The sequence below is a fragment of the Mesorhizobium sp. WSM4837 genome (assembly GCF_055811435.1).
Genome location: NZ_JBVVQE010000005.1, coordinates 1 through 23,585, shown reverse-complemented (window position 1 = coordinate 23,585; position 23,585 = coordinate 1). Strand labels below are relative to the sequence as shown.

Sequence of the window (23,585 nt, the reverse complement as noted above, 5' to 3'; positions counted from 1 at the left end):
GGGGCGGCATGAAGATATTGGTCCTTGGCGCTGGCGTCGTCGGCACGGCGGCGGCCTACTATCTGGCGAGCGACGGCCACGAGGTGACCGTGATCGAACGCCATCCGATGGCGGCGCGAGGCACCAGCCAATCGAATGCGGGCCTGGTGTCGCCAGGCGACGCCACCGCCTGGGCCTCGCCCGCTGCGCTGAGGACGTTTTTGCGCGCGCTCTACAACCACGATCTCGGCATCAAGGTGAGGCTGCGCTTCGATCCTTATTTCTTCGCCTGGAGTCTGCGCTTCCTGCGCCAATGCACGCATGCGCGACTGCGCGCCAACACCGACATCAAGCTGCGCCTTGCGCTTTATTCGCGCGACTGCATCAACGCCATCTCGGCCGACACCGGCATTCACTATGACGAGCGCAAGAAGGGCATTCTCTATTTCTTCCGCTCGCAGCAGAGTTTTGATACCGGCACCGACAATTACCGCTATCTCGCCGAGCACGGTCTGCCGATCGAGATCGTCGGCCGCGACCGGCTGGTCGAGATCGAGCCCGGCCTTGCCGGGGCCAGGGACAGAATAGCCGGCGGCGTCTATTCGCCGATCGACCAGACCGGCGACTCCAGCCAATTCACCCGAAACCTCGCTGCCTATGCCGCCGAGAAACTCGGCGTCCAGTTCCTCTACGGCACGACGGTCGAAGGCCTCGACATCGAAGGCGATCGGGTGCGCGCGGTGATGACCTCGGCCGGCCCGATAACAGCCGACGCCGTGGTCATCTCGATGGGGCCGGAGAGTGGCCTGCTCGGCCGCCGCTACGGCATCGACCTGCCTGTCTATCCGGTCAAGGGCTACACCGCGACCGTGCCGCTGGAGGACGAGGGCAAAGGGCCGACCATGGGCGGCGCCGACGAGGATCAGCTTATCGGCTATTCCAGGCTCGGCAACCGGCTGCGGCTTGCTTCGACCGCCGAGTTCACCGGCTTCGATCGCAGCCACAAGCCGAGCGATTTCGCCGCCATGTTCAGGACCGGCAAGGAGCTTTTCCCAGGCGCCTTCGACGAGAACAAGGCCGAGCTCTGGGCCGGCTTGCGGCCGATGATGCCGAACTCGGTGCCGGTCATCGGCGGGGCGCGCTACAGAAATCTCTACCTCGACACCGGCCATGGCCATGTCGGCTGGACCATGGCCTGCGGCTCGGGAAAATTCCTTGCCGATGTGGTCGCCGGCCGCAAGCCGGAGATCGACCCGCAAGGGCTGGTCTATGTCAATTGAGGGAGAATTAATCGTCGTGTCGGCACCGGGAAGATAAATGCGTCTAATACCGTGCACAAATTCTGAGTAGAAAAATGTCGGGACCGCAAGTCGCCATCGACCTTGGCCGCATCGAGCGCAATGCGCGCACCATCGTCGACCGCTGCGCCCTGTCCGGCATCAGGGTATTCGGCGTTACCAAGGGCACCTGCGGCATGCCGCAGGTGGCGCGCGCCATGCTGCGCGGCGGCGTCGCCGGCATCGCCGAATCGCGCTTCGAAAACATCCGCCGGCTGCGCGACAGCGGCATCACCGCCCCGATCATGCTGCTGCGCAGTCCGCCGATGGCACGCATCGAGGAGGTTGTGCGCACCGTCGACATCAGCCTGCAATCCGAACTCGCCACCATCCGCGAACTATCGCGCATCGCCGAGCGTATGGACCGCGTCCACGACATCATGCTGATGATCGATCTTGGCGACCTCAGGGAAGGCATCTGGCCGAACGACCTCATTCCGACGGTCGAACAGATACTGGCGCTCAGCGGCGTGCGCATCGCCGGCATCGGCACCAATCTCGGCTGCTTCGGCGCCATCATGCCGACGCAGGAAAATCTCGGACAGCTCGTCGCCCATGCCTACAAGACCGAGCGCCTGTCCGGCGCAAGGCTCGACTGGATCTCGGGCGGCGCGTCATCGTCGCTGACGCTGCTGCTCGAAGGCAGGCTGCCCGCCGGCATCAACAATCTGCGGGTCGGCGAGGCGATCCTTCAGGGTGGCGTCGAAACCTTCCGCGAGACGCCGTGGGCCGAACTCGAACCCGATGCCTGCCGGCTGACCAGCGACATCATCGAGGTCAAGCTGAAGCCGTCGCGGCCGATCGGCCAATCCGGCTACGACGCTTTCGGCAACCAGCCGGTGTTTGCCGACGATGGCGACCGGTTGCGCGCCATCGCCAATATCGGCCGCGAGGATGTCTTGATCGAAGGTTTGACGCCGATTGCCAAGGGCGTGCGGGTGCTTGGCGCCTCCAGCGACCATCTGCTTCTCGACGTGACCGATGCCGAGCCGCCACCCGCCGTCGGCGATCGTGTCGCCTTCCGCATGAGCTATGGCGCCATGCTGCTGGCAATGACCTCGGAATATGTCGAAAAGGCGCCAATGCACGATGTCGAGGATTTCTCCGGCCGCAAGATGGTGTCGATATCTGCCGAACCGGCGGCGGCCGGCATCCTGGCCAGGGAGGCGACCGGCGCCCGGCTGGAGGCGATGAATTTCGATGTCGTCGAACTGGCCGATATCGAGCGGCCGCCGTCCGGCCTGGTCCGGCTCACCGCCGGCAGCGACCGGCGCATCGCCCACACGGCGCTGACGGCGACCGCGCGGGCGACGCACTCGTTTGGCCTGATCTGGATCGATTCCATCGCCGCGCTGATGCCCGAGGACGAAGACGGCATCGACCTGCCGGAAGCTTCGGTGCTGGCGCGGGCGCTCGGCCTCGATCACAAGCCCGGCGCGCTGCAGCCACAACTGTCGCCGGAAAACGTCGTCATTGTCGGTTTGCGCCATGCAGATCCGGCCGAGGCCCGGGTGCTGAAGGATTCGCGCGTCTGCGCCTTCACCATGACCGACATCGACGCCATGGGCATGCGCGACGTGATGCACGAGGCGATCCGCATCGCCAGCTCCGGCACGCAAGGCTTTCATGTCAGCTATACGCCTGAGGTGACCGAATTCGCCGGCTGGGCGGCAGGCTCCGGCGGCATCACGGTGCGCGAAACGCATCAGGCCATGGAGGCGATCGCGTTGTCCGGCGGGCTGTTGTCGATGGACGTTTCCGGCCTGACATCAGCTCTGGAACCGCGATTGGCGGCGGAAACGGTCAATTTCGTCATGTCGGCGTTTGGCAAGCGGATTTTGTGATCAGCCCTGTGCGTCGACCGCCGCGCGCCATGAACGTGCGTAATCCGCCCAGGCCGGGTCGACCGGCGGTTCGAATCTTTCGCCGGCGCCTTGTACCGTTCCTTGGTCCGACGCCAACAGGGCGGCGCCGATGCTGGTGCCGGTTGCGGCCTCCGACGCGATGACGGCACGTGCGGTGGCTGCAGCGAGCATGCGCGTGAAAAGCCGGTTGCGGGCGAACGGCCCCTCGACGGTCGTCGGGCCGCCGGCGTCGATCAGGTCGAGGCAGGTCGCGGTCATCAGCGCCAGGTAGAAAGAGATGGCGGCAAAGCGCTGGCCGCCGTTGATGCCGTCTGCGTCGAGCCATGCTGCCCTGTGATGCGGGAACGGCCCCGAACCCTGTTGGGTCGAAGGCAGCAGGGACGTCTTCCGCGCGAGCGCTGTGGCGATATCCTCTTTGGTCCAGTCTTCCGATTGGCCTTCCGTCAGCAGCGAAAACTCACGGCCGCCCATGAAACGCGCCGACGGCACCGGATCACCGAGCGCGTTGACGTTGACGAGCGTGTCGCGGGCCGGGTCGAGCGCGATCTTGTTGCCGCCAACCGCCATCGACACCACCCAGGTGCCGGTCGAGACGACCGAGAACGGCGGCGTATCGGACAGGAGATGCGGCAGCAGCGAGGCGTTGGAATCGTGCAAGCCGCAAAACACCGGCGTTTGCGGATCAAGCCCGGTCCGTATCGCAAGCGCGGGCAGGATCGGGCCAAGGCGATCTTTCGCCGGCCGCACCGGCGCCATTAGATGACGCCATTGCATCTTGTCGACCAGCGACGAAAAATCGGCCTTCCACGGGTTCCACAGATCGGTGTGGCAGCCAAGCGAAGTCATTTCGTTGGCGGCGACGCTGGTCAGGCGCAAGGCCCAGTATTGCGGGTACATCAGCATCGCGGCGGCCTTGGCGAACTCCGCCGGGAAGCGCTTCTGCTGCCAGAACAGCTGCGCGCCGAGATTGAGGCCGACCGGCAGACGCGGCGTGCCCGTCTCGGCGAAGGCCGGACGGTTCGTGTCATAGTCCTCGGCAAGGGTGTCGGGCCCGGCAAATTCATAGTCGAGCACCGGCAGCGCCAACTCGCCGGCAGTGTCCACCAGCACGCCCGTCGCGCCATGGGTGGTGATCGATATCGCGTCGATGCGCTGTTCGCGATTGATCTCGGCGAGGCTGTCGAGGATGAACGACCACAGAAGCTCAACATCGTGGTGCGGGTAGGGACCGTCAAGGACAGGCGCGTTCGCCATGCGGCGCAGCGCAACTTCGCGCAGATCGGCGAGATCGACCAGCGCCACCTTGGCGTTGGTCTTGCCGATATCGATGACGGCGACGTGGCGGGTCATTCCATGTGGAACATTGTTTCCAGCGGCACCGCCACCGGCTCGTTATCAGGCCTGGTCTCCATGATGTTGGCCATTTCAGCCCACCAGCGCTGCATCACCTTGTGCTTCGGCAATTCGTCCATGCCGTGGCCGTCGCGCCGCCACAGCACGCCGAACAAGGTGTTGGTCTCATCGTCGAGATGGATCGAATAGTCGGAAACGCCGGCCTGTTTCAGCAGTGCGACCAGCGACGGCCAGATGTCGTCATGACGCCTTTTGTATTCGGCCTTCATGCCGGGATTGAGCTTCATCTTGAACGCGTATTTCTCGGCCATCAGGTAAAACGCTCCCGCCGCACCCGCCGCCAGACGATGGGCAGCGCGATGACGATGATCAGCAGCAGGCCGATGAAGATCGACATGACTATGCCGGGCACATTGAGCAGCCCCAGGCCGAAAGTCACCAGCCCCATGATGAAGGCGGCGAGCACCACGCCCAAAATGCTGCCGGCGCCGCCCAGGATGCTGACGCCACCCAGCACCACCATGGTGATGACTTCCAATTCATAGCCTTGCGCGATCGATGGCCGGGTCGAGCCGAGCCGCGAGGTGATCAGCACCGAGGCGATGCCCGCCATCAGCCCGGTCAGGCAGAACAGGATGAACTTGATGCGGCCGACACGCACGCCGGAAAACTGTGCCGCGACCGGGTTGTTGCCGATGGCGAAGACGCGGCGGCCGAAGCTGGTCCGGTGCAGAAGGAACCAGTAGATGACCGCCGCGACGAGGAACAGCGTCAGCTCGAACGACACCACCCACCAGACATAGCCCTGGCCGAAGAAGGCGAAGCTGGAGGGATAGCCTTTGTAGGCCTGGTCGCCGAGGACGATGAAGGCGATGCCGCGAAACAGGCTCATCGTGCCGATGGTGACGACGATCGACGGCAGGCCGAGCCTGGTGACGAGCAGCCCGTTGAAGGCGCCGCAGCCGAGCCCGACCAGGATGCCGATCGCCACCAGCACCGGCGTGCCGGCGCCGGCCTGCACCGCCATGCCCATCATCGTCGAGGCCAGCGCAATGATGGCGGCGACCGACAGGTCGATCTCTCCGGAAATGATCAGCAGCGCCATGGCGAGCGCGATCAGCGCCTTCTCGGTGAAGTTGAAGGTCAGGTCCGACAGCGACCACGCGTCGAGGAAATAGGGCGAGGCGAAGCTGTTGACGGCAAAGATGGCGACCGCCACCGCGACCAGCAGCGCCTCCCACGAGAAGATCGCCGAGTTGAGCGGCGTGTCGAGCCGGTCGGGAATGTGGCGCGGGGCTGGGGTGTCGGTCATGCCGCTTCCGCCTTCTTGAGAATAATGCGGCCTTGCCGGCGTTCGCCGCGCGCGTTGAGCACCACGGCCAGGATGATGGCGCTGCCCGAAATCGCCATCTGCCAGAACGGCGAGATGTTGATGACCGGCAGCGCGTTGGAGATGATGCCGAGGAACAGCGCACCAAGCACTGCGCCGCCGACCGAGCCGATGCCGCCGGCGATCGAGATGCCGCCGATGACGCAGGCGGCGATGATGTTGAGCTCGTAGCCATTGGCGACCTCGACCGAGGCGATGACATAGCGTGAGATCCAGAGATAGCCGCACAGACCGGCGGCCATCCCCGAGATGCAGAAGACAATGAACTTGGTGCGGCCGACATCGATGCCGGCGTAGATCGATGCTGTCGGATTGACGCCGATGGCATAGATCGAGCGGCCGAGCGCGGTGCGCGTCATCAACAGGAAGAACAAGGCGATGACCAGTATGGCGATCCACGACAGCACTGGAATGCCGAGAAAGGCCGCGCGCTGCAGGCCGATGAAATCAGGGCTCATCTGATCGGCATTGACCCAGGCGCCGCCTGAAATGACGAAGGTGGCGCCGCGATAGATGGTGAGCGTGCCGAGCGTCACCACGATCGAGGGAATGTTCAGCCGCCATACCAGCAGGCCGTTGATCGCGCCGAGCACCAGGCCGACCAGAAGTGCGATGACGATCAGCAGCGGGATCGGGATTGCCGGATGCGCGGCGTTCAGCATCGCCACCACCATGCCGGTGAAGCACAGGTTCGACGCCATCGACAGGTCGATCGAGCGGGTCAGGATCACCACCATCTGCCCCAGCGCCAGGATCATCAGGATCGAGGTGTCGTTGAACACCTGGCGCAGATTGCCGAAGGCAGCAAAGCCCGGAAAGCGCATCGAGATCAGCCCGATCACCACGACGATTGCCGCGAGCAGCCAGACTTCGCGATATTTGAGCAAAACCTTCATGCCACAATCCCTGCTGCCGTCTTGACCAGCGTTTCGGCGTCGAGCCCCTTGTTGTCATAGATCGAGGCGATGCGGCCCTCGCGCATGACGATGACCCGGTCGGACATGCCGAGGATCTCGGGCAGTTCGGACGACACCATGATCACCGACAACCCTTGAGCGACCAGCTCGGCCATGAAGCCGTGCACGGCGGCTTTCGAGCCGATGTCGATGCCTTTGGTCGGCTCGTCGAGGATGATCACCTTGGGCGCGGTCGCCAGCCATTTGGCGATGACGATCTTCTGCTGGTTGCCGCCCGACAAAGTGCCGACGTCCTGGCTGAGCGAGGCGGCGCGCAGATCGAGCCGCTCGGTATAGGAACGGGCCAGCGCGAACTCTTCGGCCAGCTGCAACACACCTGACTTGGATGTGCGCTTGAGCGAGGGCAGCGAGATATTCTGGAAGATCGGCAGGCCGATCACCACGCCTTGCTTGCCGCGTTCTTCCGGCACGTAGACGATGCCGGCGTCGATCGAATCCGCCGCCGATTTCGGCATGATCGCCTTGCCTTCCAGCGTGATGGTGCCGCTGCTGGTGCGGGTGATGCCTGATATCGCCTGCATCACCTCGCTGCGGCCGGCGCCGACAAGGCCGTAGAAGCCGAGGATCTCGCCTCTGTGCAGCTCGAAGCCGATGTCGTCGAACTCGGTCGGGTGCGACAGGCCGGAGACGGCAAGCACCGGCGCGCCGATCTCGGCCTTGCGTTGCGGAAAGATGTGATCGACGGCGCGGCCGACCATCATGCGCACGATCTGGCTCTGGCCGGCATCCCTGATCAGGCCTTCGCCGACCATCTCGCCGTCGCGGAACACCGTGTAACGGTCGGCGATGCGATAGATCTCGTCGAACTTGTGGCTGATGAACAGGATCGCCTTGCCTTCGCTCTTCAGGAACTCGACCAGCAAAAACAGCTCCTCGATCTCCTTCAGCGACAGCGCTGCGGTCGGCTCGTCCATAATGACGATCTGGGCGTCGATCGACATGGCGCGGGCGACTGCGACGAGGTGCTTGTTGGCGATGCCGAGATCCTTCAGCCGCGCATCGGCGTCGATGTGGCCGGCACCCATGGTGTTCAGTACTTCACGGGCATTCTTGCGCATGGTGCGCCAGTCGATGGTGCCGAGGCGCGATCGCGGCGCATGGCCGAGAAAGATGTTCTCGGCCACCGTCAGGTCGTCGAACAGCACGGTTTCCTGGTGGATGGCTGTGATGCCGTGCCCGAAGGCGGCATGCGCGCTGGGCAAGGTCACGGCCTGGCCATCGATGCTGATCGTGCCTGTATCAGGCTGATAGATGCCTGTCATGATCTTGACCAGCGTCGACTTGCCGCCGCCGTTCTCGCCGATCAGCGCGGTCACCTGGCCTGGGTAGAGCGACAGGCTGACATCATGCAGCGCGCGCACGCCGGGAAAACTCTTCGAGACGCCGGCCAGGGTCAGGCGCGGAGCCGCAGCCAAAGGCTGCTCAGTGGTCGGGTCGAGTTGGGCTGTCGTGTCCATAGTCGTATCAAGCCCTTAAGCAGGTCCGTTTGAGGACGCGGCGGAACTTGAGCTCCGCCGCGCCGGCTTGAAGGGCTCCAGGATCAATAGATCTTGGAAAACTCTTCGATGTTCGACTTGTCGAACTTGAAGGGCGGAGCCATCGCGGCCGAGTTGGTGTCGTCGAGGGTGACCTTGCCGACACGGCCGATCGACAGCGTCGCACCCGGCTTGGCTTCTTCCTTCTTCACCGCCAGATCATGGGCGAGGTAGACGGCCGAGTAGCCGAGATCGATCGGGTTCCACAGTGCGACAGCCTGGCTGGCGCCGTTGTCGATGAACTTCTTGAACTCCGACGGCAGCGCCAGGCCGGTGACATTGACCTTGCCGATCAGGCCCTGGTCGGTCACCACCTGGGCAGCGGCCACGACGCCGACGGTGGTCGGTGCGATGATCGCCTTGAGGTTCGGATAGGATTTCAGCAGGCCCTTGGCCTCGTCCGTGCTCTTGGCCGAGTCGTCGTCGCCATAGACGGTGGCGACGAGATTGATCTTGGGGAATTTCTCCGGCAGCACCTTCTTGGCCGCTTCGATCCAGGCGTTCTGGTTGGTCGCGGTCGACGAAGCCGACAGTATGGCGACATCGCCGCCTTCCGGCAGATAGTCGGCGGCAAGCTTGATGATGGTCTCGCCGATCAGGTTGGTGTCCGAGGGGTTGAGGTGGAGCTGGCGGCCTTCCGGAGCGACGCCGGAATCCCACGAGATGACGGTGATGCCGCGATCCATCGCCTTCTTCAGCGCCGGCACCAGCGCGTCGGCGTCATTGGCCGAAATGGCGATCGCGTTGACCTTTTGGGCGATCAGCGAATTGATCACCTCGATCTGCGCTTCGGCGGTCGCCTTGGTCGGGCCGGTGTAGATGATATCGACGTCGCCGAGTTCCTTGGCCGCCTCTTCGGCGCCCTTGTTGGCGGCATCGAAGAAGCCGTTGCCGAGCGACTTCACCACCAGCGCGATCTTGACGTTCTCGGCATAGGCCGCATTCACGAAGATGGCGGCGGAGAACGCCGCCGTAACCATCAATTTCTTCAGAAAGCTCATCGAATATCCTCCCTTGAGCGTTGCATTGCATCGCCGCTGCGAACCCTCAGGCCTGCAGCGAAGATTCTTCCCTATTGCCTGCCGTTGTGCGGGCGACGATCAGCGTCACACCGGCGGCCTCCAACATCTTGGCCTCGCGATCCTCGATGCCGTCGTCGGTGATGACCGTGGCAATGCGCGACAGGCCGCACAGGATCAGGCTCGAGCGTTTGCGGAATTTTGACGAGTCGACCAGCACCACCAGTTCGTCGGCCTGATCGATCAGTTTCTGCTCGGCCTGGATCAGCAGCGGATCGCCTTCCATCAGGCCGAGTGGCCCGAGCCCTTGCGCGCCCATGAACATGCGGCGCGCATAGAAATTGCGCGTCACGTCATTGTCGAAGGGCGACAGGATGATGTTCTGCTCGCGGTAGATGGTGCCGCCCGACAGCATCACCGTGTTCTTGGAGTGCTTGAGCAGGTGCTCGGCGATCGGAAAGGAATTGGTGAAGATCGGCATGCGGCGACCGGTCAGGAAATGCACCATCTGGAAGGTGGTGGTGCCGCCATTGATGATGATCGGCTCGCCGTCCTTGCACAGTTCCACGGCGTCCCGCGCGATCACCCGCTTCTGCGCAGCGTTGATCGTCTCGTTGACGGAAAAAGGCCGGCCGGCAAGGCCGATGAATTGCGGCGGGCTGATCGCCTCGGCGCCGCCACGCACGCGGCGCAGGCGCTTTTGCACATGCAGTGCAGCGATGTCGCGCCGGATCGTCGCTTCGGACGAGTCCGTCAGGTCGACCATCTCCTGCACCGTCACCACAGGCTTTTCCTGGACGGCGGACAAAATGATCCTGTGGCGCTCTTTCTCGTGCATGGTTCCTCCCTGCCTCAGCATCTAGGCACCCAAAACGCGCAGTGTCAATCATTTCCGATCATATAATTCCATTGTGCAGTGCAATGTGATCAATCTTGATCGTTTGTGATTGACAATGCCGCTGCTTCCGTGGACATTCGACCGAAGCTGACCCGCTATGCGGTCGCAATTGACCGCACCGTTTGCGCGTCTCACGTCACGGGAGGATTACCTATGCTTGACAAGCGCTCCGGCACGCGCCTCGCCAATCTTTGGGATGATGCGACAGCCCTGGGAATGAGCGAGCCGGAACGTCTCGTCTATCGCTCGAATGTTCTTGGCTCCGACAAGCGCGTCACCAACTATGGCGGCGGCAACACCTCTTCCAAGATCTGGCAAAAGGATCCGCTCACCGGCGAAAGCGTGGAAGTGCTGTGGGTGAAGGGATCCGGCGGCGACAGCGCCTCGATCAAGCTCGACGGTTTCGCCACCCTCTACATGGACAAGTTGCGCGCGCTTAAGGGTCTCTATCGCGGCCTCGAGCATGAGGACGAGATGGTCGCCTATCTGCCCCATTGCACCTTCAATCTTAACCCACGCGCGGCCTCGATCGACACGCCGCTGCACGCCTTCGTGCCGAAGCCGCATGTCGACCACATGCATCCCGACGCCATCATCGCGATTGCCGCCGCCAAGGATACGCAGGCGCTGACCAGGGAGATCTTCGGTGACGCGATCGGCTGGCTGCCATGGAAGCGTCCGGGCTTCGAGCTCGGCCTGTGGCTGGAAAAATTCTGCTCCGAAAACCCTGAGGCCAAGGGCGTTGTGCTGGCAAGCCATGGCCTGTTCACCTGGGGCGACACTCCAAAGGAATGCTACGAGACGACGATCTCGGTGATCAACCAGGCGATCGACTGGTTCGAGCGCAAGTCTGAAGGCAAGCCGATCTTCGGCGGCGAAGTCGTCAAATCGCTCGACGCGCCGGCGCGTCGCGCCGTGGCGGCAAGGCTGATGCCGAGGATCCGCGGCCTGATTTCGGAGAAAAGCCACAAGCTCGGCCATTTCGACGATTCGCCGGCCGTGCTCGAATTCGTCAATTCGAAGGATTTGCGCCCGCTGGCGGCGCTCGGCACCTCCTGCCCGGATCATTTCCTGCGCACCAAGATCCGGCCGCTGGTCATCGAATTCGACCCCAAAAATCCTGATGTCGACGCCGTCATCGCCCGTCTCGCCGACGATTTGGCGGAGTATCGCGTTGGCTACCAGGCCTATTATGACAGGTGCAAGCATGCGGATTCGCCGCCGGTGCGTGATCCGAACGCCGTGGTCTATCTGATGCCCGGCGTCGGCATGTTCACCTTCGCCGGCGACAAGGCGACGGCGCGCATTTCGGGCGAATTCTACGTCAATGCCATCAATGTCATGCGCGGTGCCTCGACAGTGTCGACCTATGTCGGCCTGCCCGAGCAGGAAGCCTTCGACATCGAATACTGGCTGCTCGAAGAGGCGAAGCTGCAGCGCCTGCCCAAGCCGAAAGCGCTTGCCGGCCAGATCGCGCTGATCACCGGCGGCGCCGGCGGCATCGGCCGGGCGACGGCCAACCGGCTGCTGCGCGAGGGCGCCTGCGTCGTGCTGGCCGACATCGACGAGACCGCCCTTGCCAGCGCCAATGACGAATTGGCCAAGGCCCATGGCAAGGATTTCGTGCGGCCGGTGGTGATCGACGTCACGTCAGAGGACCAGGTGATCTCCGGTTTCGCCGAGACGGCTGTCGAGTTCGGCGGCATCGACATCCTGGTGTCGAATGCCGGCCTGGCAACCTCGGCGCCGATCGAGGAGACGACGCTGGCGCTATGGAACAAGAACATGGACATCTTGTCGACCGGCTATTTCCTCGCGTCGCGCGAAGCATTCCGGCTGTTTCGGGCGCAGAAGATCGGCGGCAATGTCGTCTTCGTCGCCTCCAAGAACGGGCTTGCCGCATCGCCCAATGCCGCCGCCTATTGCACGGCCAAGGCCGCCGAAATCCATCTGGCGCGCTGCCTGGCGCTGGAAGGCGCGGAGGCCCAGATCAGGGTCAATGTCGTCAATCCCGACGCCGTGCTGCGCGGCTCGAAGATCTGGACCGGCGAGTGGAAGGAACAGCGCGCCGCCGCCTACAAGATGTCGACTGACGACCTTGAGGAACACTACCGCTCACGCTCGATGCTGAAGCGTTCGGTGTTCCCCGAAGACATCGCCGAGGCGATCTATTTCTTCGCCTCCGACATGTCGGCCAAGTCGACCGGCAATATCGTCAATGTCGACGCCGGCAACGCCCAGAGTTTTACGCGCTAGGCGATCATTTTTTGAGGGTGGCGCTGCCCCTCACCCTTACCCTCTCCCCGCGAACAACGGGGAGAGGGGGTCGCCAATGCCGGACACGCTTGTCCTTCTCCCCGTCGCTATACGGGGAGAAGGTGCCGGCAGGCGGATGAGGGGCAGCGCCAACCGAACGCATTTGGGAGGAAGCACCATGTCCGAAACCATCATCTCAGCCGACATCGTCGACAAGGACAATCTCGCGCGCGCGGCCGAGCTCAAGCGCGATTACGATGCGCTCGGCGAACGCCTCGACCGCCGCGGCATCGCCGTCGACGCCATCCGCGGCAAGGTCGAAAAATTCGCCGTGGCGATCCCGTCCTGGGGCGTCGGCACCGGTGGCACCCGCTTTGCCCGCTTTCCCGGCGCCGGCGAGCCGCGCGATATCTTCGACAAGATCGAGGACTGCGCCGTCATCCGGCAGTTGACGCAGGCGACACCCACCGTCTCGCTGCACATTCCGTGGGACACGGCCGACCCGAACCGGCTGAAACAGGCGGCCTCGCGCTTCGGCCTTGGCTTCGACGCCATGAACTCCAATACCTTCTCCGACGCCAGTGATCAAAAACTGTCCTACAAGTTCGGCTCGCTGTCGCATGCCGACGCCGGCACCCGCCGGCAGGCGGTCGAGCACAATCTCGAATGCATCGAGATCGGCAAGACGCTGGGCTCCAAGGCGCTGACGGTGTGGATCGGCGACGGCTCGAATTTCCCCGGCCAGGTCAATTTCGCCAAGGCGTTCGAGCGTTATCTCGACGCAATGAAGGAGATCTACGCCGGACTGCCTGACGACTGGAAGCTGTTCACCGAGCACAAAATGTACGAGCCGGCCTTCTATTCGACGGTCGTGCAGGATTGGGGCACCAACTACATCATCGCCAAAGAGCTCGGTGACAAGGCCTTTTGCCTGGTCGACCTCGGCCATCACGCGCCCAACGTCAACATCGAGATGATCGTGTCGCGGCTGATCCAGTTCAAGAAACTCGGCGGCTTCCATTTCAACGATTCGAAATATGGCGACGACGATCTCGACGCCGGCTCGATCGATCCCTACCGGCTGTTCCTCGTCTTCAACGAACTGGTCGATGCCGAGCTTGCCGGTGCCGAAGGTTTTGATCCGGCTCACATGCTCGACCAGAGCCACAATGTCACCGACCCGATCGAAAGCCTGATGTTGTCGGCGGTCGAGGTGCAGCGCGCCTATGCGCAGGCGCTGCTGGTCGATCGCCAGGCGCTGGAAGGCTATCAGGATGCCAACGACGCGCTGATGGCGACGCAGAGGCTGAAAGCCGCCTATCGCACCGATGTCGAGCCGATCCTCGCCATGGCGCGGCTGAACACGGGCGGCGCCATCGATCCGGTCGCCACCTATCGCGCCGCCGGCTACCGAGCCAAGGTCGCGGCGGAACGGCCGGCGGTTTCCGGCGGCGGCGGTGGGATTGTTTGATGTCGGCCTGAAACAAAAAACCCGCCTGAGGCGGGTTGCGGCGCGATGCGAGAGAGGCGTCGGCTAATTTCGAAAGCCTTCGCTTGTCATCAGCCTACCTACGCTGCGACGCAACTGCCAAATCTCCGCCATCTGCGATTAGCTACAAGCCAACACGCCTTCGTCATCCTAGGGCGGAGCAGGAGCGAAGCGACGTCGCGGAGACCCTATCCATGCCGTTACATCAGCCGAAGATCGCAACGGTGGTTACGAACCGAACCGGCGCGGGCGTGCAAGCCCGCCGAAATCTTCTTTATTGTCAGTAGACTCGCCCGCTCCAAACGGCTTTTCTAGGCGCATCCCACGCCCCGGAGAACGGCCATGCACCGCCGCACCGTAATCGCACTCAGTCTTTCCCTCACCTTGACCTTTGCGCCGCTGGCGGCCGCATTGGCCGCCTCGCCGCAGCCGGCGAAGGGCGAGCATGGCATGGTGGTGACCGCCCAGCATCTGGCGTCTGAAGTCGGCGTCGAGGTGCTGAAGAAGGGCGGCAACGCCGTCGATGCCGCAGTCGCCGTCGGCTACGCACTGGCTGTGGTCTATCCAAACGCCGGCAATATCGGCGGTGGCGGCTTCATGACCATCCGCTTCAAGGACGGCCGCTCGACGTTCCTCGATTTCCGCGAGCGCGCGCCGCTCGCCTCGACGAAAACCATGTATCTCGACAAGGACGGCAAGCCGGTGAAAGGCGCCAGCCTCGACGGCTATCTCGCTGTCGGCGTGCCGGGCTCGGTGGCCGGCTTCGAGACCGCACGGGAAAAATACGGCACGCTGACGCGGCAGGACTTGATGGCGCCGGCCATCCGCTATGCCAGGGATGGTTTTGTGCTGGAGCAGGGCGATATCGCCTCGCTCGAAGGCGGCGCCGCGCGGCTGGCCAAGGACCCGGCCGCGGCCGCCATCTTCCTGAAGCCTAACGGCAAGCCCTATGCCGTCGGCGAGCGCCTTGTCCAGGCCGATCTCGCCGCCTCGCTCTCGGCCATCTCGGAACGAGGTCGTGATGCCTTCTACAAAGGACCGATCGCCGACGGCATCGTCAAGGCGAGCGCGCAGAAGGGCGGCATTCTGGCCAAGGCGGATTTCGAGACCTACGCGGTCCGCGAGCTCGAGCCGGTGACCTGCAACTACCGCGGCTATGAGATCACCTCCTCGCCGCCGCCGAGCTCGGGCGGCGTCATCATTTGCGAGATACTCAACGTGCTGGAATTCTACCCGCTGTCCTATCTCGGCGCGGGTTCTGCCGAAACCATCAAAGTCATGGTCGAGGCGATGCGTCACGCCTATGTCGACCGCAATTCGGCGCTCGGCGATCCCGACTTCGTCGACAATCCGGTCGAAAAGCTGCTCGACAAGAACTATGCGCAAGAAATCCGCGAAAAGATCGATCCGTTCCGGGCCGGCGTGTCGCAGGATCTGATGCCGAAGGGTTTTGGCGAGAGCCAGGAGACGACGCATTATTCGGTCGTCGACAATGACGGCAACGCCGTCGCGGTGACCTATACGCTGAACGGTTCGTTCGGCGCCGCCGTCGTCGCCGACGGCACCGGCATCCTGCTCAACAACGAGATGGACGATTTCACCCAGAAACCGGGCGTGCCCAATCTCTACGGCCTCGTTCAGGGCGAGGCCAATGCGATCGCCCCGAGGAAGACGCCGCTGTCGTCGATGAGCCCGACCATCGTCGCCAAGGACGGCAAGCCGTTCATGGTTATCGGCAGCCCCGGCGGATCGCGCATCATCACCATCACGCTGGCAGCGATCGTCAATGTCGTCGATCACGGCATGAACATCCAGGAGGCGATCGACGCGCCGCGCATCCATCACCAATGGCTGCCCGACACGGTCTATGTCGAACCGTTCGGCCTGTCGCCCGATACCGAAAAACTGCTTGCCGGGATGGGCTACCGCCTCGACGTCGCCGATGCGACCTGGGGTCAGGCGGCCGGTATCCTGGTCGGCGGCAAGAGCCTGGCCGAGATCGAAAAGGGCGGCGGCGCCCGCTACAATGGCGCCATCGACAGCCGCGCCGCGTCCGGCGAGGCGATCGGATATTAATTTCTTTCGGTCAGATGACCAGCGTGATGGTGGACGCAATCAGCATCACCGCCGCGATGCCGACGAACAAGGCATAGATACGCGGCCGATCGAGCAGCAGCGCATTTCCCGATATCCACGCCGCGGTGGCGCCGCCAAGCGCGTACAGGAAGCCGTTACGGTGCCCCAGGGCAAGGTTTGCGGCCATCAAGCCGCCAATGATGAGGGCGCCGAACACGATGATCACGGCGACCGCGTATTTCTCGAAATCGTTGCTGGCCACACCCGGACCCATCACGTTCAACGTCGTCAGGTCGTCCGGGTCGAAGGGGCTGGCCGACCCATATTCGTCTTGACCGGCAGGCTCGTGCATCATTCATTCTCCTTGAAGCGGCAACAAATCATCAAGCCTTGCCGAGTGCAACCGGATCGCGACACGTTCAATGCCATCGGCACGGTCTTCAACACTTTCTGGCCGCGGCTTGCTACCGTCTTTTTGGATTTAATGCATGTCGCGCAAAAGTGTGCAGCGGTTTTGCGCTAACGACATGCAAAAAAACAACAACCTGAAGCGCGTCGCCGGTCAAACGCGACGCGCTTCAGGCCGGATCGTGCTGCCGCTCCAGGCGATCTGTCGCACTGGAATCGCCAGTCAGGGCGTTTTGACATAAAGGCCGCCGCTCTGGAGGCGGATTAAGAACCGCTGTCCTGGCTTCGGCCTGACCGCGCGTGAAGTTGCCGGTGGCGAAGATCGGGCCGGTGGCCAAGATTGGGCCGGCGGCGAAGATTGGGTTGGTGGTGAAGAGTGGCCGGCGCCACTTTGGGGGGGCGTTGGGGTAGATTGCCTGATGGGCGCCGGCCAAGCGGAAATCAGGTCCGCCGCGAGCAAACATAGCAAGGAATGGCGCGGTATGGCAGTGGTGTGATCGCGGAAGATGGTTCGCGCTTTCCCGGTGCGGTGTCCCATTATCGGTCAACCCGTCTGGCACCTGAATTGCACAGTAAGCAATGCCGGGGCAACGGCCCGGAAGTCGTTCCCGAATATCGAGCCTCGCCGCTTCGCAAATGGAGCGGCGGGCCTTTTTGGCTAGAGCATCGGCCCCGAACGTGGCTACCGGTTGCGGCAGCGTTTCGCAGCCCGCCGAGATTTGTCAGGCGGCGGGAGCCGGCGGCAGTTCGAACAGATGGGCGCCATTCTCCTGGCCCCGCTCGACATAGCCGATTATCCGGAACCATTTTGCGACGTCCGGTCTCTGGAGCCAGCTGCGCGAGTGAATGGGGAGGTTGCCGGCAAGCGCCTGGATATGGCGAATGTGCCGCTTGCAGAAGCGAACGGTCGCGGCGCTGAAGAAATCTTCCTGCGCGGCGAACAGCGTATCGGCAGCGTCGCTATTCTCGTGCCAGGCGATGAGCGCTACGGTTTTTTCGCCCTGCACGAGCGCATGAGCACGCCCTTCCTTCAAGTTCATCATCAGATTGTCGTAGGCGATCTTGCTGTCCTTGCCGGCCGCGACGTACTCGTCCGATATTCGCTTGGACAGATCACGGAAAACACTTTCCAGATCTCCAACCGTTGCTGCGCGTGCTCTCATTTCGCCTCCTGGAGCCCCAGCGGGCAGTTTGCCCTAAGGATAGGGGATCACCAAGCAAATCAAATCCGTCATTCGCCCAATGCGAGCAAACAGTTTCGCCAGTGCCGGCCCTGTCGGGCGCGGGAAAAATGATTGGAGGTCGCCGAGAACCGCTACGCAACCTCCCGCAACACGGCGACCTGAATTCCCCCAACCGATTTCAGCCAAGCGGGCGTCATGCGCAACTTGCTGAAATTGCCTTGGAAAAATGGTGCCCAGAGGCGGAGTCCAAGCGATGGAAAACTCGCTCTGTTTCCAAATGGTTAGGGCTCCGCTATAGCAGGACTAGCCAACAAAAATACCAACAAAATATTTCTGTGGATTGGTTCGGTTCCCGGTTATCGTTCTATTCGCTTATACCATCGCGTCCCAACCTTATCTCAAAAGCCCATGCTGTCGCTACTCGAGTTTGGTCCAGATAGGTCCTCTCGATCGCATTGCTGGTGCGTGAGCTAATCGCAGGTCCGCTGCCTCCGATTCCCGACCTCTGATCGCTCTACCATTGAAGATGGCGGAGAGAGCGTCTTTCGATTCCCTTCCCATCCCATTGGAAATAACTCCATCCTGCTCGCAGAACTACAGTCAGTCTGCGATGTGCCCGTTTCCTGAGCGAGCCGAGATCGGGCAGCAGGTGCTCGTGGAAATGCTTCACATTCCATCCAAGGTAGCGATAACGATAAAGTTCCAGCATCTCTTCAATCGCTTCGGCAGGCACCCGACGGGTCGAAATCTTGCCCAAACGCCGGTCGAGCAACCCAACTTCCCCAGCCTCTTGTAACGGTCGCGGGCGAGACTGCCGCCCCGACATGCCAAGCAACTCGCCTGCCTCCGTTATCGAAAGATCGCCGCCATTCCAGCGGCGCAAAACCACTACAAACTCCTGCATTCTCCGGTCATTTAGCCATGCTGCCCGCTTCATACCCACCTCCGTGCGCTGGCGAAAACCGGACGACTCACGTGCGACCTAATCTGGACAACTCATCTGCTTACGACACGCGCTGATGGGCGCTTGCTTGACGCATGAGGCTATATTTTGCCTCAAATGGAATGGAGAGTGATATGCTAGCGCTCGGAAATGTCGCCGACGTGTTGGGGCTGCCCGTCAAAGAGGTGGCGGCGCGATCTCCCTGATCGAGGATGGACTTCCCATTGGCGCACTTGAGCGCGTTGCGCATCTTCTGGCGCCTGGCGATGCTCAGTTCAAAATACCGGCTGGTCCCAAAGGCGACCTATGAGCGGCGAAAGGCGGTCCATCGCCTCTCGTCGGACGAGGGCACACGATTGGCCCGCGTGGCGCGCGTCTGGGGCCTTGCTGTCGATGTCTGGCAGAACGAAGAGGAAGCGCGTGATTTCTTGTTTCGGCCGCACCCGATGATTGAGTACAAGCGACCGATCGACGTCATTATCCTGAGCGAGTTCGGTGCCGAAATGGTAGATATCCTCGGAGATCTGAAGTACGGTAGCGCTGCGTGACGGTGCAGACTCTCGATCGGACCTTATCGTCCTTTCGCATCGGCCATCCGGCCGGCACCTACCCGATCTTCGACGCGACCGGCTCGACAATCACGCCAGGGCGATGGAACACGCCCGGAAGTCCTGTCATCTACACCTGCGAGCACTATTCGACGGCCCTGTTGGAAAAGCTGGTGCATGGCAGCGGCCGCCTCGGCCTCGGCCGACGAGGCAAGCCCGGCGCGCAGGGAATGGCCGGAGGACTTTTGGCCTCGTTCGCCTTCCCGACAGGTCGCCGCGCACGCCGGTGGCAAGCGCGGCTGCCTCGGAACCAATTGTCCTGGAGCTGACGCTGCAAACTGTGATGTGTCGGATCGATCTGCGACGCAGACGATTATCCGCGCCGCCCGCCCGAGCGTGCGCTCGGCATCGTTGTAGTAGTTCGACGCCTGCTGCACCCGAGCGATGCTGTGACTGCTGCATGGCTTCGGGCAGCGGAATGCCGCGGCGGGCGGTTTCGGTGAGATAGCCGGAGCGCAGGCCGTGGGCGGAAAATGCCATCGGATCAAGCCCGGCCTCGGCGACGCGTCGCTTCAGGATCAGGTTGACCGCCTGCGGCGTCAGCGCGCGTTTTTTGAGATTTCCCCAGCGGTCGATGCCGCGGAAGACGGCGCCCTCAGATATTTCAGCGCGTTCGAGCCACGATTGTAGCACTGTAACCGGCCGGCCGACGAGCAGCACGAAGGCGTCGCTGTCGGCTTGTGTCGACTTGGTCCGGCCGAGACGGATCGACAAGCTCGGGAGTTTTTCGCCGCCGGAATTCTTGGGGTCGGCGGTCACCGGCTCTTCTTCGACGATCTGCTCGAACCTGAGCGAAGCAATCTCGCTGCGGCGGCGGCCGCCGGAGGCGAAGGCGGTGATAAGAAGGGCACGGTCACGCAGGTCGACGAGACGGTCGCCGGCGCAGGTGTTGAGCAGGGTGGTCAAAATATCGGCGGTCACCGCCCTTTTGCTCTTGCGGCCCCGGGGGCGGGCGCTGGCGCGCACCGCGAGTTTTATGGCGCTGCGCAGGCCTGGCGCGCTGAATTTTCCCACAAAACCGCGCCAGCCGGTCAGCGTCGACCAGCTGGACAGACGCCGGCGTACGGTGTTCGGCGCGTGCGGTCCATCGACGCGCAACAGTTTTGCCGAAAGGCCGCGGTCACGTCTTCCGACCGTGCGAAACGTCGGTTTCACGCTTTGCGATCCCACGGGTGGGCGATGAATTCTATCACCAGTACCTCCGGCGTCGGCCGGCAGGGATGAGCCCGCCGCAGCCAGAGACCATGCTTCGAGGTAACCGAGAACTGAGGCCAAGGCGCGCAGGGATTCTCGCCGATGCCTTCTTTGGCGAGATGGCGCAGTGTGGCGACATCGTCGTCGGCGAGGATTTCGGCTAGAAAATCGCGCCGGTCGAATGGCAGCACCGCATCCAGCGCATTGAGCGCCTCCGCACGGCGCAGTTTTTGGTCGGGTACGGGCTTTGGCAGGCCCGCATCCATGTCGGCGCTCAGAACAGCAAGCGCCGGTCGGCCCAGGTGAGCAGCACCGCGGCGTCTCGATCGGGCAAATGCACCGACGGCTTGCCTCGCGCTGTTCCTTGTCGATGCGCGCCAGGCGCGCCAGGAAACTCCTCATGTGAACGATGCCACCACCGGCGCGTCCGCGCAGCAAGTAGGCTGGTCCTGCGAGCTGCTGCGCCTCGGCAGCGGAATCGCGAGAACCCAGGTCGGCTGGAAGAGATGCTCGACGCCGTTGGAGCGGTAGTCGAGATCAACGACGGGGCCGGCCAGGATCTCGATCTCGCGGCCGAGCGAGATTTGTACGAAGTCGGCGACGCCCGGCCCGGTCGGCGCAAAGGCGAAGGCGCCGCGCCATTCGGCGAATTTTCCCCGTCCCGATTGTCGTCGCCGGCGGGCTCTGGGGGGCGATTCTGGCTGATTTGCGCCGCAAAAACAATCACTATCGATAAGAGGTGATTATCGATAGTGAGGCTATCGGGCACTCTACGGCGAAGGAGGCGGCAACTTGTGTCTCCGACCCGAAACGATTACCTTACGGCCATTATGAGCAAGCATTTGGCATCCGTCTTGACGACCGTGAACGCGCCCTACAGCGTACAGCTGGACGACGCGGCGTTGGCGCATTGCCTTGCTGATATCGATCTGGCCAAGCAGCATCCCGGTCATGTCAGCGCCTTTCTCGGCGAGGTTCCTCTCGCTCAGCAAGTCGAGTTCGCAACCGCGCACCACATTGGGGTCGACGACCTGAAGGCTTTTGCCACCAAGTTCTCCGCCTGGTCCGGCGAGAGCTATCCGCTCGCCGCGTAATGGCTGGACATGATAGCCGACGCCCGTCCGAATGGCGGCGGCTTTTTCGTATTACTATCGACCTGATCGACCAGCTTCGCGAGAATGCCGGGGGCTATGACTTTGAATGGTCATTTGGCGGCGGAACGGCGATGATGATCCAGATCGGTCATCGCGAAAGCCACGACATCGATATTTTCCTCGACGACCCTCAATTGCTCGGATTCATCGACCCATCCAGAAGCCACCTGCACTTCGAAACGATGCCGTCCGACTATCTGGGGGACGGGCTTCGGTTCCAGAAATTCGCCTTCGAAGGCGTTGGCGAAATCGACTTCATCGTTGCCGGAGCGCTGACAACGACGCCGTTCGAGACCCGTGTGGTGGAAGGCAGGACGGTGCGGCTCGAGACCATTCCGGAAATCATTGCCAAGAAGGTCTATTACCGGGGATCGGAAGCCAACCCGCGCGACATCTTCGACATCGCCGCTGCAACCCGGTCGCAATTGGACGAGGTCGTCAACGCTCTGCGTGCGCTCCCAGAACAGGTCGCTCGCACCAGACAGCGGATGGAAAAGCTCAACCCTGAATTCGTCGGCCGCGCGATCGCGCAGCTGATGATCATGCCTGACTATGAAGCGTCGGCCGCCGACAGTCTGGACGTAGCCCTCGCTGTGCTCGACGAGGCGTTGTCATCACCTCAAAGAACCTGACCGCCTCACCCAGCGATCAACCCGGGGGGAGGGGCTCGTCAGAGCCCGGACGCCTTGGTGAGGTTGACGCGGAATCGGTCACGGCGTCGCTGATATTTTCGGGTCATCTCCGCTGACGCGTGACCGAGTTGCTTCTGCACGTAGCGTTCCTCGATCTCGGCCGAGGAGGCGAGGCCGGCGCGCAGGGAATGCCCGGCAAACAGCTGTTCACGCTCGCCCTCTGCAAGATCGGCGCGGACGCCGGCGGCCAGTGCGGTCTTTTTGACCAGGCGGGCGACGTGCTTGTCGGAAAGCCGCTCGACATCGACGGTCTTGTTGTCCTTGAAGATGCGCCGGAACAGTGGCCCGCGGGCGATCCTTCCCAGTCTGATCCAGGTCTCCAGCGCGACAACCGGACAAGAAAAATCGCTGGAGCCGCGGCCGACCTCGACCTCGCGCCAGCCGGTCTTGCCGCGCAGCGTGACCAGCACCCCTTTGTCCGGAAAGATCTCGATCCAGCCAGCCCCATCGCTCTTTTCCTCGTGCGTGAGGTCGAGCCCGACGATTTCCGAGCGCCGCAATCCGCCGGCGAAGCCGAGCAGCAGGATGGCGCGGTCGCGCAGGCTCCTGAGATCGTGGCCGAGCGTGGCGATCATGGCGAGCAGATCTTCGCCCAGCAGGGCTTCCTTCACGCGCGGCGGCTTGGCATGCTTGCGGCGGATGCCGGCGAGCACCGTTGCAATGTGGCGGTCCGCTCGGTCCATGGAAAGGCCGCGCTGGGTAAAATTCCAGGCGAGGCCGGAGAGACGGCGCTCGATCGTCGAGACGGACAGCGCCGGGGCGCCGAGCTTCGGTCCACCAGCCGCGCAGGCGCTGATATAGAGCCCGATCACCTTCGGATCCGGGGGCAGGGGATCGAAGCCGTTGCGCCGGCACCAGGAGGTGAAGTGACGCCAATCCTTGGCGTAGGCATTTTGTGTGTTTTCGGAGCTGGCGGCGTTCGCGTAGCCTTTTGCCGCTTCGACCAGGTCCTCGACGTGCGCCGGGACACGGGGTGTCGGCCGGCCCATCTCCATGACGAGATCGACGATATCGGGCATCTCGCAGTCGAGCGGATCCTCAGCCGGAAGATCGTTTTTGGCGGGTTTGGACGGGGGATTTTCCATGATCGGCAGCCTAGCTCCATACGTCCGATAATGCAACCTTACCGGACATTATCTGGCGACGACAGACGCGGCGGTTTGTTCGTATTGTCGTTGTTAAAAGCGCCGCGATGATTCATGCTGTCGACGATGATTCTCCACGCCAA

The 23,585-nt window shown here is 62.8% G+C and carries 19 protein-coding genes and 3 pseudogenes; 10 read left to right on the top strand and 12 right to left on the bottom strand.

Annotated features, from left to right (window positions below):
- The first annotated feature begins 8 nt into the window (after positions 1-8).
- Both AC0L3D_RS04230 and AC0L3D_RS04225 read left to right on the top strand, forming a co-directional pair.
- A complete protein-coding gene (locus AC0L3D_RS04230) occupies positions 9-1,259 on the top strand; it encodes a D-amino acid dehydrogenase (RefSeq protein ID WP_473643226.1) in 1,251 nt (416 codons plus the stop codon).
- A 74-nt stretch (positions 1,260-1,333) separates the two neighbouring features.
- Complete coding sequence (locus AC0L3D_RS04225; RefSeq protein WP_023803293.1) at positions 1,334-3,160, top strand: alanine racemase; 1,827 nt, start codon at positions 1,334-1,336, stop codon at positions 3,158-3,160.
- Here the strand turns inward: AC0L3D_RS04225 and AC0L3D_RS04220 are convergent, their stop codons facing one another.
- The 7 genes from AC0L3D_RS04220 to AC0L3D_RS04190 form a co-directional block, all read right to left on the bottom strand.
- On the bottom strand, positions 3,161-4,531 hold the full coding sequence (locus tag AC0L3D_RS04220; RefSeq protein WP_473643224.1) for an FGGY-family carbohydrate kinase: 1,371 nt from the start codon (positions 4,529-4,531) through the stop codon (positions 3,161-3,163).
- Entirely contained in the window at positions 4,528-4,845 is a 318-nt protein-coding gene (gene rhaM / locus AC0L3D_RS04215; RefSeq protein WP_023803291.1) for an L-rhamnose mutarotase, read from the bottom strand. Before rhaM ends, AC0L3D_RS04220 begins: the two co-directional genes overlap by 4 nt.
- Entirely contained in the window at positions 4,845-5,846 is a 1,002-nt protein-coding gene (locus AC0L3D_RS04210; protein WP_023803290.1) for an ABC transporter permease, read from the bottom strand. Before AC0L3D_RS04210 ends, rhaM begins: the two co-directional genes overlap by 1 nt.
- Positions 5,843-6,820 carry an ABC transporter permease gene (locus AC0L3D_RS04205; protein WP_128169119.1) on the bottom strand — a complete coding sequence of 326 codons (978 nt, stop codon included), beginning with the start codon at positions 6,818-6,820 and terminating at the stop codon, positions 5,843-5,845. The genes AC0L3D_RS04210 and AC0L3D_RS04205 overlap by 4 nt, the downstream gene beginning before the upstream one ends.
- On the bottom strand, positions 6,817-8,358 hold the full coding sequence (locus AC0L3D_RS04200) for a sugar ABC transporter ATP-binding protein (RefSeq protein ID WP_473643223.1): 1,542 nt from the start codon (positions 8,356-8,358) through the stop codon (positions 6,817-6,819). The genes AC0L3D_RS04205 and AC0L3D_RS04200 overlap by 4 nt, the downstream gene beginning before the upstream one ends.
- 83 nt (positions 8,359-8,441) lie before the next feature.
- Positions 8,442-9,437 (bottom strand): rhamnose ABC transporter substrate-binding protein, encoded by a 996-nt coding sequence (rhaS, locus tag AC0L3D_RS04195; protein ID WP_023803287.1) that lies wholly within the window; start codon positions 9,435-9,437, stop codon positions 8,442-8,444.
- Positions 9,438-9,483: 46 nt separating this feature from the next.
- Positions 9,484-10,293, bottom strand: a complete 810-nt coding sequence (locus AC0L3D_RS04190) for a DeoR/GlpR family DNA-binding transcription regulator (RefSeq protein WP_473643221.1) — start codon at positions 10,291-10,293, stop codon at positions 9,484-9,486.
- Positions 10,294-10,506: 213 nt separating this feature from the next.
- On the opposite strand from AC0L3D_RS04190, the gene AC0L3D_RS04185 reads away from it, so the two are divergent.
- The 3 genes from AC0L3D_RS04185 (at position 10,507) to ggt (ending at position 16,174) form a co-directional block, all read left to right on the top strand.
- The gene (locus AC0L3D_RS04185) at positions 10,507-12,609 is read left to right on the top strand and encodes a bifunctional rhamnulose-1-phosphate aldolase/short-chain dehydrogenase (protein WP_473643219.1); all 2,103 of its coding nucleotides are present in this window, start codon (positions 10,507-10,509) and stop codon (positions 12,607-12,609) included.
- A 178-nt stretch (positions 12,610-12,787) separates the two neighbouring features.
- Positions 12,788-14,080, top strand: coding sequence for an L-rhamnose catabolism isomerase (gene rhaI, locus AC0L3D_RS04180; protein WP_473643217.1), 1,293 nt, complete (start codon positions 12,788-12,790; stop codon positions 14,078-14,080).
- 360 nt (positions 14,081-14,440) lie between these two features.
- Positions 14,441-16,174 carry a gamma-glutamyltransferase gene (gene ggt / locus AC0L3D_RS04175; RefSeq protein ID WP_473643215.1) on the top strand — a complete coding sequence of 578 codons (1,734 nt, stop codon included), beginning with the start codon at positions 14,441-14,443 and terminating at the stop codon, positions 16,172-16,174.
- Between the two features lie 10 nt (positions 16,175-16,184).
- Here ggt and AC0L3D_RS04170 read toward each other — a convergent pair whose 3' ends face one another.
- From AC0L3D_RS04170 to AC0L3D_RS04160, 3 genes are all read right to left on the bottom strand, one after another.
- Positions 16,185-16,529 (bottom strand): hypothetical protein, encoded by a 345-nt coding sequence (locus tag AC0L3D_RS04170; RefSeq protein ID WP_036263803.1) that lies wholly within the window; start codon positions 16,527-16,529, stop codon positions 16,185-16,187.
- Between the two features lie 775 nt (positions 16,530-17,304).
- Positions 17,305-17,745: a hypothetical protein gene (locus AC0L3D_RS04165; protein ID WP_128177700.1), complete on the bottom strand. Its 441-nt coding sequence runs from the start codon at positions 17,743-17,745 to the stop codon at positions 17,305-17,307.
- A gap of 535 nt (positions 17,746-18,280) precedes the next feature.
- The gene (locus tag AC0L3D_RS04160) at positions 18,281-18,703 is read right to left on the bottom strand and encodes a hypothetical protein (protein ID WP_473517429.1); all 423 of its coding nucleotides are present in this window, start codon (positions 18,701-18,703) and stop codon (positions 18,281-18,283) included.
- A gap of 140 nt (positions 18,704-18,843) precedes the next feature.
- On the opposite strand from AC0L3D_RS04160, the pseudogene AC0L3D_RS04155 reads away from it, so the two are divergent.
- A pseudogene (locus AC0L3D_RS04155) lies at positions 18,844-19,257 on the top strand (antitoxin Xre-like helix-turn-helix domain-containing protein).
- Positions 19,254-19,451 (top strand): annotated as a pseudogene (locus tag AC0L3D_RS04150) (RES family NAD+ phosphorylase); the annotation flags it as partial. The pseudogenes AC0L3D_RS04155 and AC0L3D_RS04150, both read left to right, overlap by 4 nt.
- A gap of 174 nt (positions 19,452-19,625) precedes the next feature.
- Here AC0L3D_RS04150 and AC0L3D_RS04145 read toward each other — a convergent pair.
- A pseudogene (locus tag AC0L3D_RS04145) lies at positions 19,626-20,777 on the bottom strand (site-specific integrase); the annotation flags it as partial.
- A 240-nt stretch (positions 20,778-21,017) separates the two neighbouring features.
- Here AC0L3D_RS04145 and AC0L3D_RS04140 point away from each other — a divergent pair.
- The 3 genes from AC0L3D_RS04140 to AC0L3D_RS04130 all read left to right on the top strand — a co-directional run bounded on the left by AC0L3D_RS04140 (position 21,018) and on the right by AC0L3D_RS04130 (position 22,297).
- Positions 21,018-21,254, top strand: coding sequence for a hypothetical protein (locus AC0L3D_RS04140; protein ID WP_473643214.1), 237 nt, complete (start codon positions 21,018-21,020; stop codon positions 21,252-21,254).
- 120 nt (positions 21,255-21,374) lie between these two features.
- Entirely contained in the window at positions 21,375-21,605 is a 231-nt protein-coding gene (locus AC0L3D_RS04135; protein ID WP_473532720.1) for a hypothetical protein, read from the top strand.
- Positions 21,605-22,297 (top strand): nucleotidyl transferase AbiEii/AbiGii toxin family protein, encoded by a 693-nt coding sequence (locus tag AC0L3D_RS04130; RefSeq protein ID WP_473643212.1) that lies wholly within the window; start codon positions 21,605-21,607, stop codon positions 22,295-22,297. The genes AC0L3D_RS04135 and AC0L3D_RS04130 overlap by 1 nt, the downstream gene beginning before the upstream one ends.
- A gap of 38 nt (positions 22,298-22,335) precedes the next feature.
- On the opposite strand, the gene AC0L3D_RS04125 is transcribed toward AC0L3D_RS04130, so the two are convergent.
- Positions 22,336-23,442, bottom strand: a complete 1,107-nt coding sequence (locus tag AC0L3D_RS04125; protein ID WP_473643210.1) for a tyrosine-type recombinase/integrase — start codon at positions 23,440-23,442, stop codon at positions 22,336-22,338.
- Between the last annotated feature and the right edge of the window lie 143 nt (positions 23,443-23,585).

Excerpts from the sequence above, each read along its gene's own strand:
- AC0L3D_RS04230 (WP_473643226.1), top strand. The coding sequence starts at position 9 with ATGAAGATATTGGTCCTTGGCGCTGGCGTCGTCGGCACGGCGGCGGCC.
- AC0L3D_RS04225 (WP_023803293.1), top strand. The coding sequence starts at position 1,334 with ATGTCGGGACCGCAAGTCGCCATCGACCTTGGCCGCATCGAGCGCAAT.
- AC0L3D_RS04220 (WP_473643224.1), bottom strand. The coding sequence starts at position 4,531 with ATGACCCGCCACGTCGCCGTCATCGATATCGGCAAGACCAACGCCAAG.
- rhaM (WP_023803291.1), bottom strand. The coding sequence starts at position 4,845 with ATGGCCGAGAAATACGCGTTCAAGATGAAGCTCAATCCCGGCATGAAG.
- AC0L3D_RS04210 (WP_023803290.1), bottom strand. The coding sequence starts at position 5,846 with ATGACCGACACCCCAGCCCCGCGCCACATTCCCGACCGGCTCGACACG.
- AC0L3D_RS04205 (WP_128169119.1), bottom strand. The coding sequence starts at position 6,820 with ATGAAGGTTTTGCTCAAATATCGCGAAGTCTGGCTGCTCGCGGCAATC.
- AC0L3D_RS04200 (WP_473643223.1), bottom strand. The coding sequence starts at position 8,358 with ATGGACACGACAGCCCAACTCGACCCGACCACTGAGCAGCCTTTGGCT.
- rhaS (WP_023803287.1), bottom strand. The coding sequence starts at position 9,437 with ATGAGCTTTCTGAAGAAATTGATGGTTACGGCGGCGTTCTCCGCCGCC.
- AC0L3D_RS04190 (WP_473643221.1), bottom strand. The coding sequence starts at position 10,293 with ATGCACGAGAAAGAGCGCCACAGGATCATTTTGTCCGCCGTCCAGGAA.
- AC0L3D_RS04185 (WP_473643219.1), top strand. The coding sequence starts at position 10,507 with ATGCTTGACAAGCGCTCCGGCACGCGCCTCGCCAATCTTTGGGATGAT.
- rhaI (WP_473643217.1), top strand. The coding sequence starts at position 12,788 with ATGTCCGAAACCATCATCTCAGCCGACATCGTCGACAAGGACAATCTC.
- ggt (WP_473643215.1), top strand. The coding sequence starts at position 14,441 with ATGCACCGCCGCACCGTAATCGCACTCAGTCTTTCCCTCACCTTGACC.
- AC0L3D_RS04170 (WP_036263803.1), bottom strand. The coding sequence starts at position 16,529 with ATGATGCACGAGCCTGCCGGTCAAGACGAATATGGGTCGGCCAGCCCC.
- AC0L3D_RS04165 (WP_128177700.1), bottom strand. The coding sequence starts at position 17,745 with ATGAGAGCACGCGCAGCAACGGTTGGAGATCTGGAAAGTGTTTTCCGT.
- AC0L3D_RS04160 (WP_473517429.1), bottom strand. The coding sequence starts at position 18,703 with ATGAAGCGGGCAGCATGGCTAAATGACCGGAGAATGCAGGAGTTTGTA.
- AC0L3D_RS04140 (WP_473643214.1), top strand. The coding sequence starts at position 21,018 with ATGCTCGACGCCGTTGGAGCGGTAGTCGAGATCAACGACGGGGCCGGC.
- AC0L3D_RS04130 (WP_473643212.1), top strand. The coding sequence starts at position 21,605 with ATGGCTGGACATGATAGCCGACGCCCGTCCGAATGGCGGCGGCTTTTT.
- AC0L3D_RS04125 (WP_473643210.1), bottom strand. The coding sequence starts at position 23,442 with ATGGAAAATCCCCCGTCCAAACCCGCCAAAAACGATCTTCCGGCTGAG.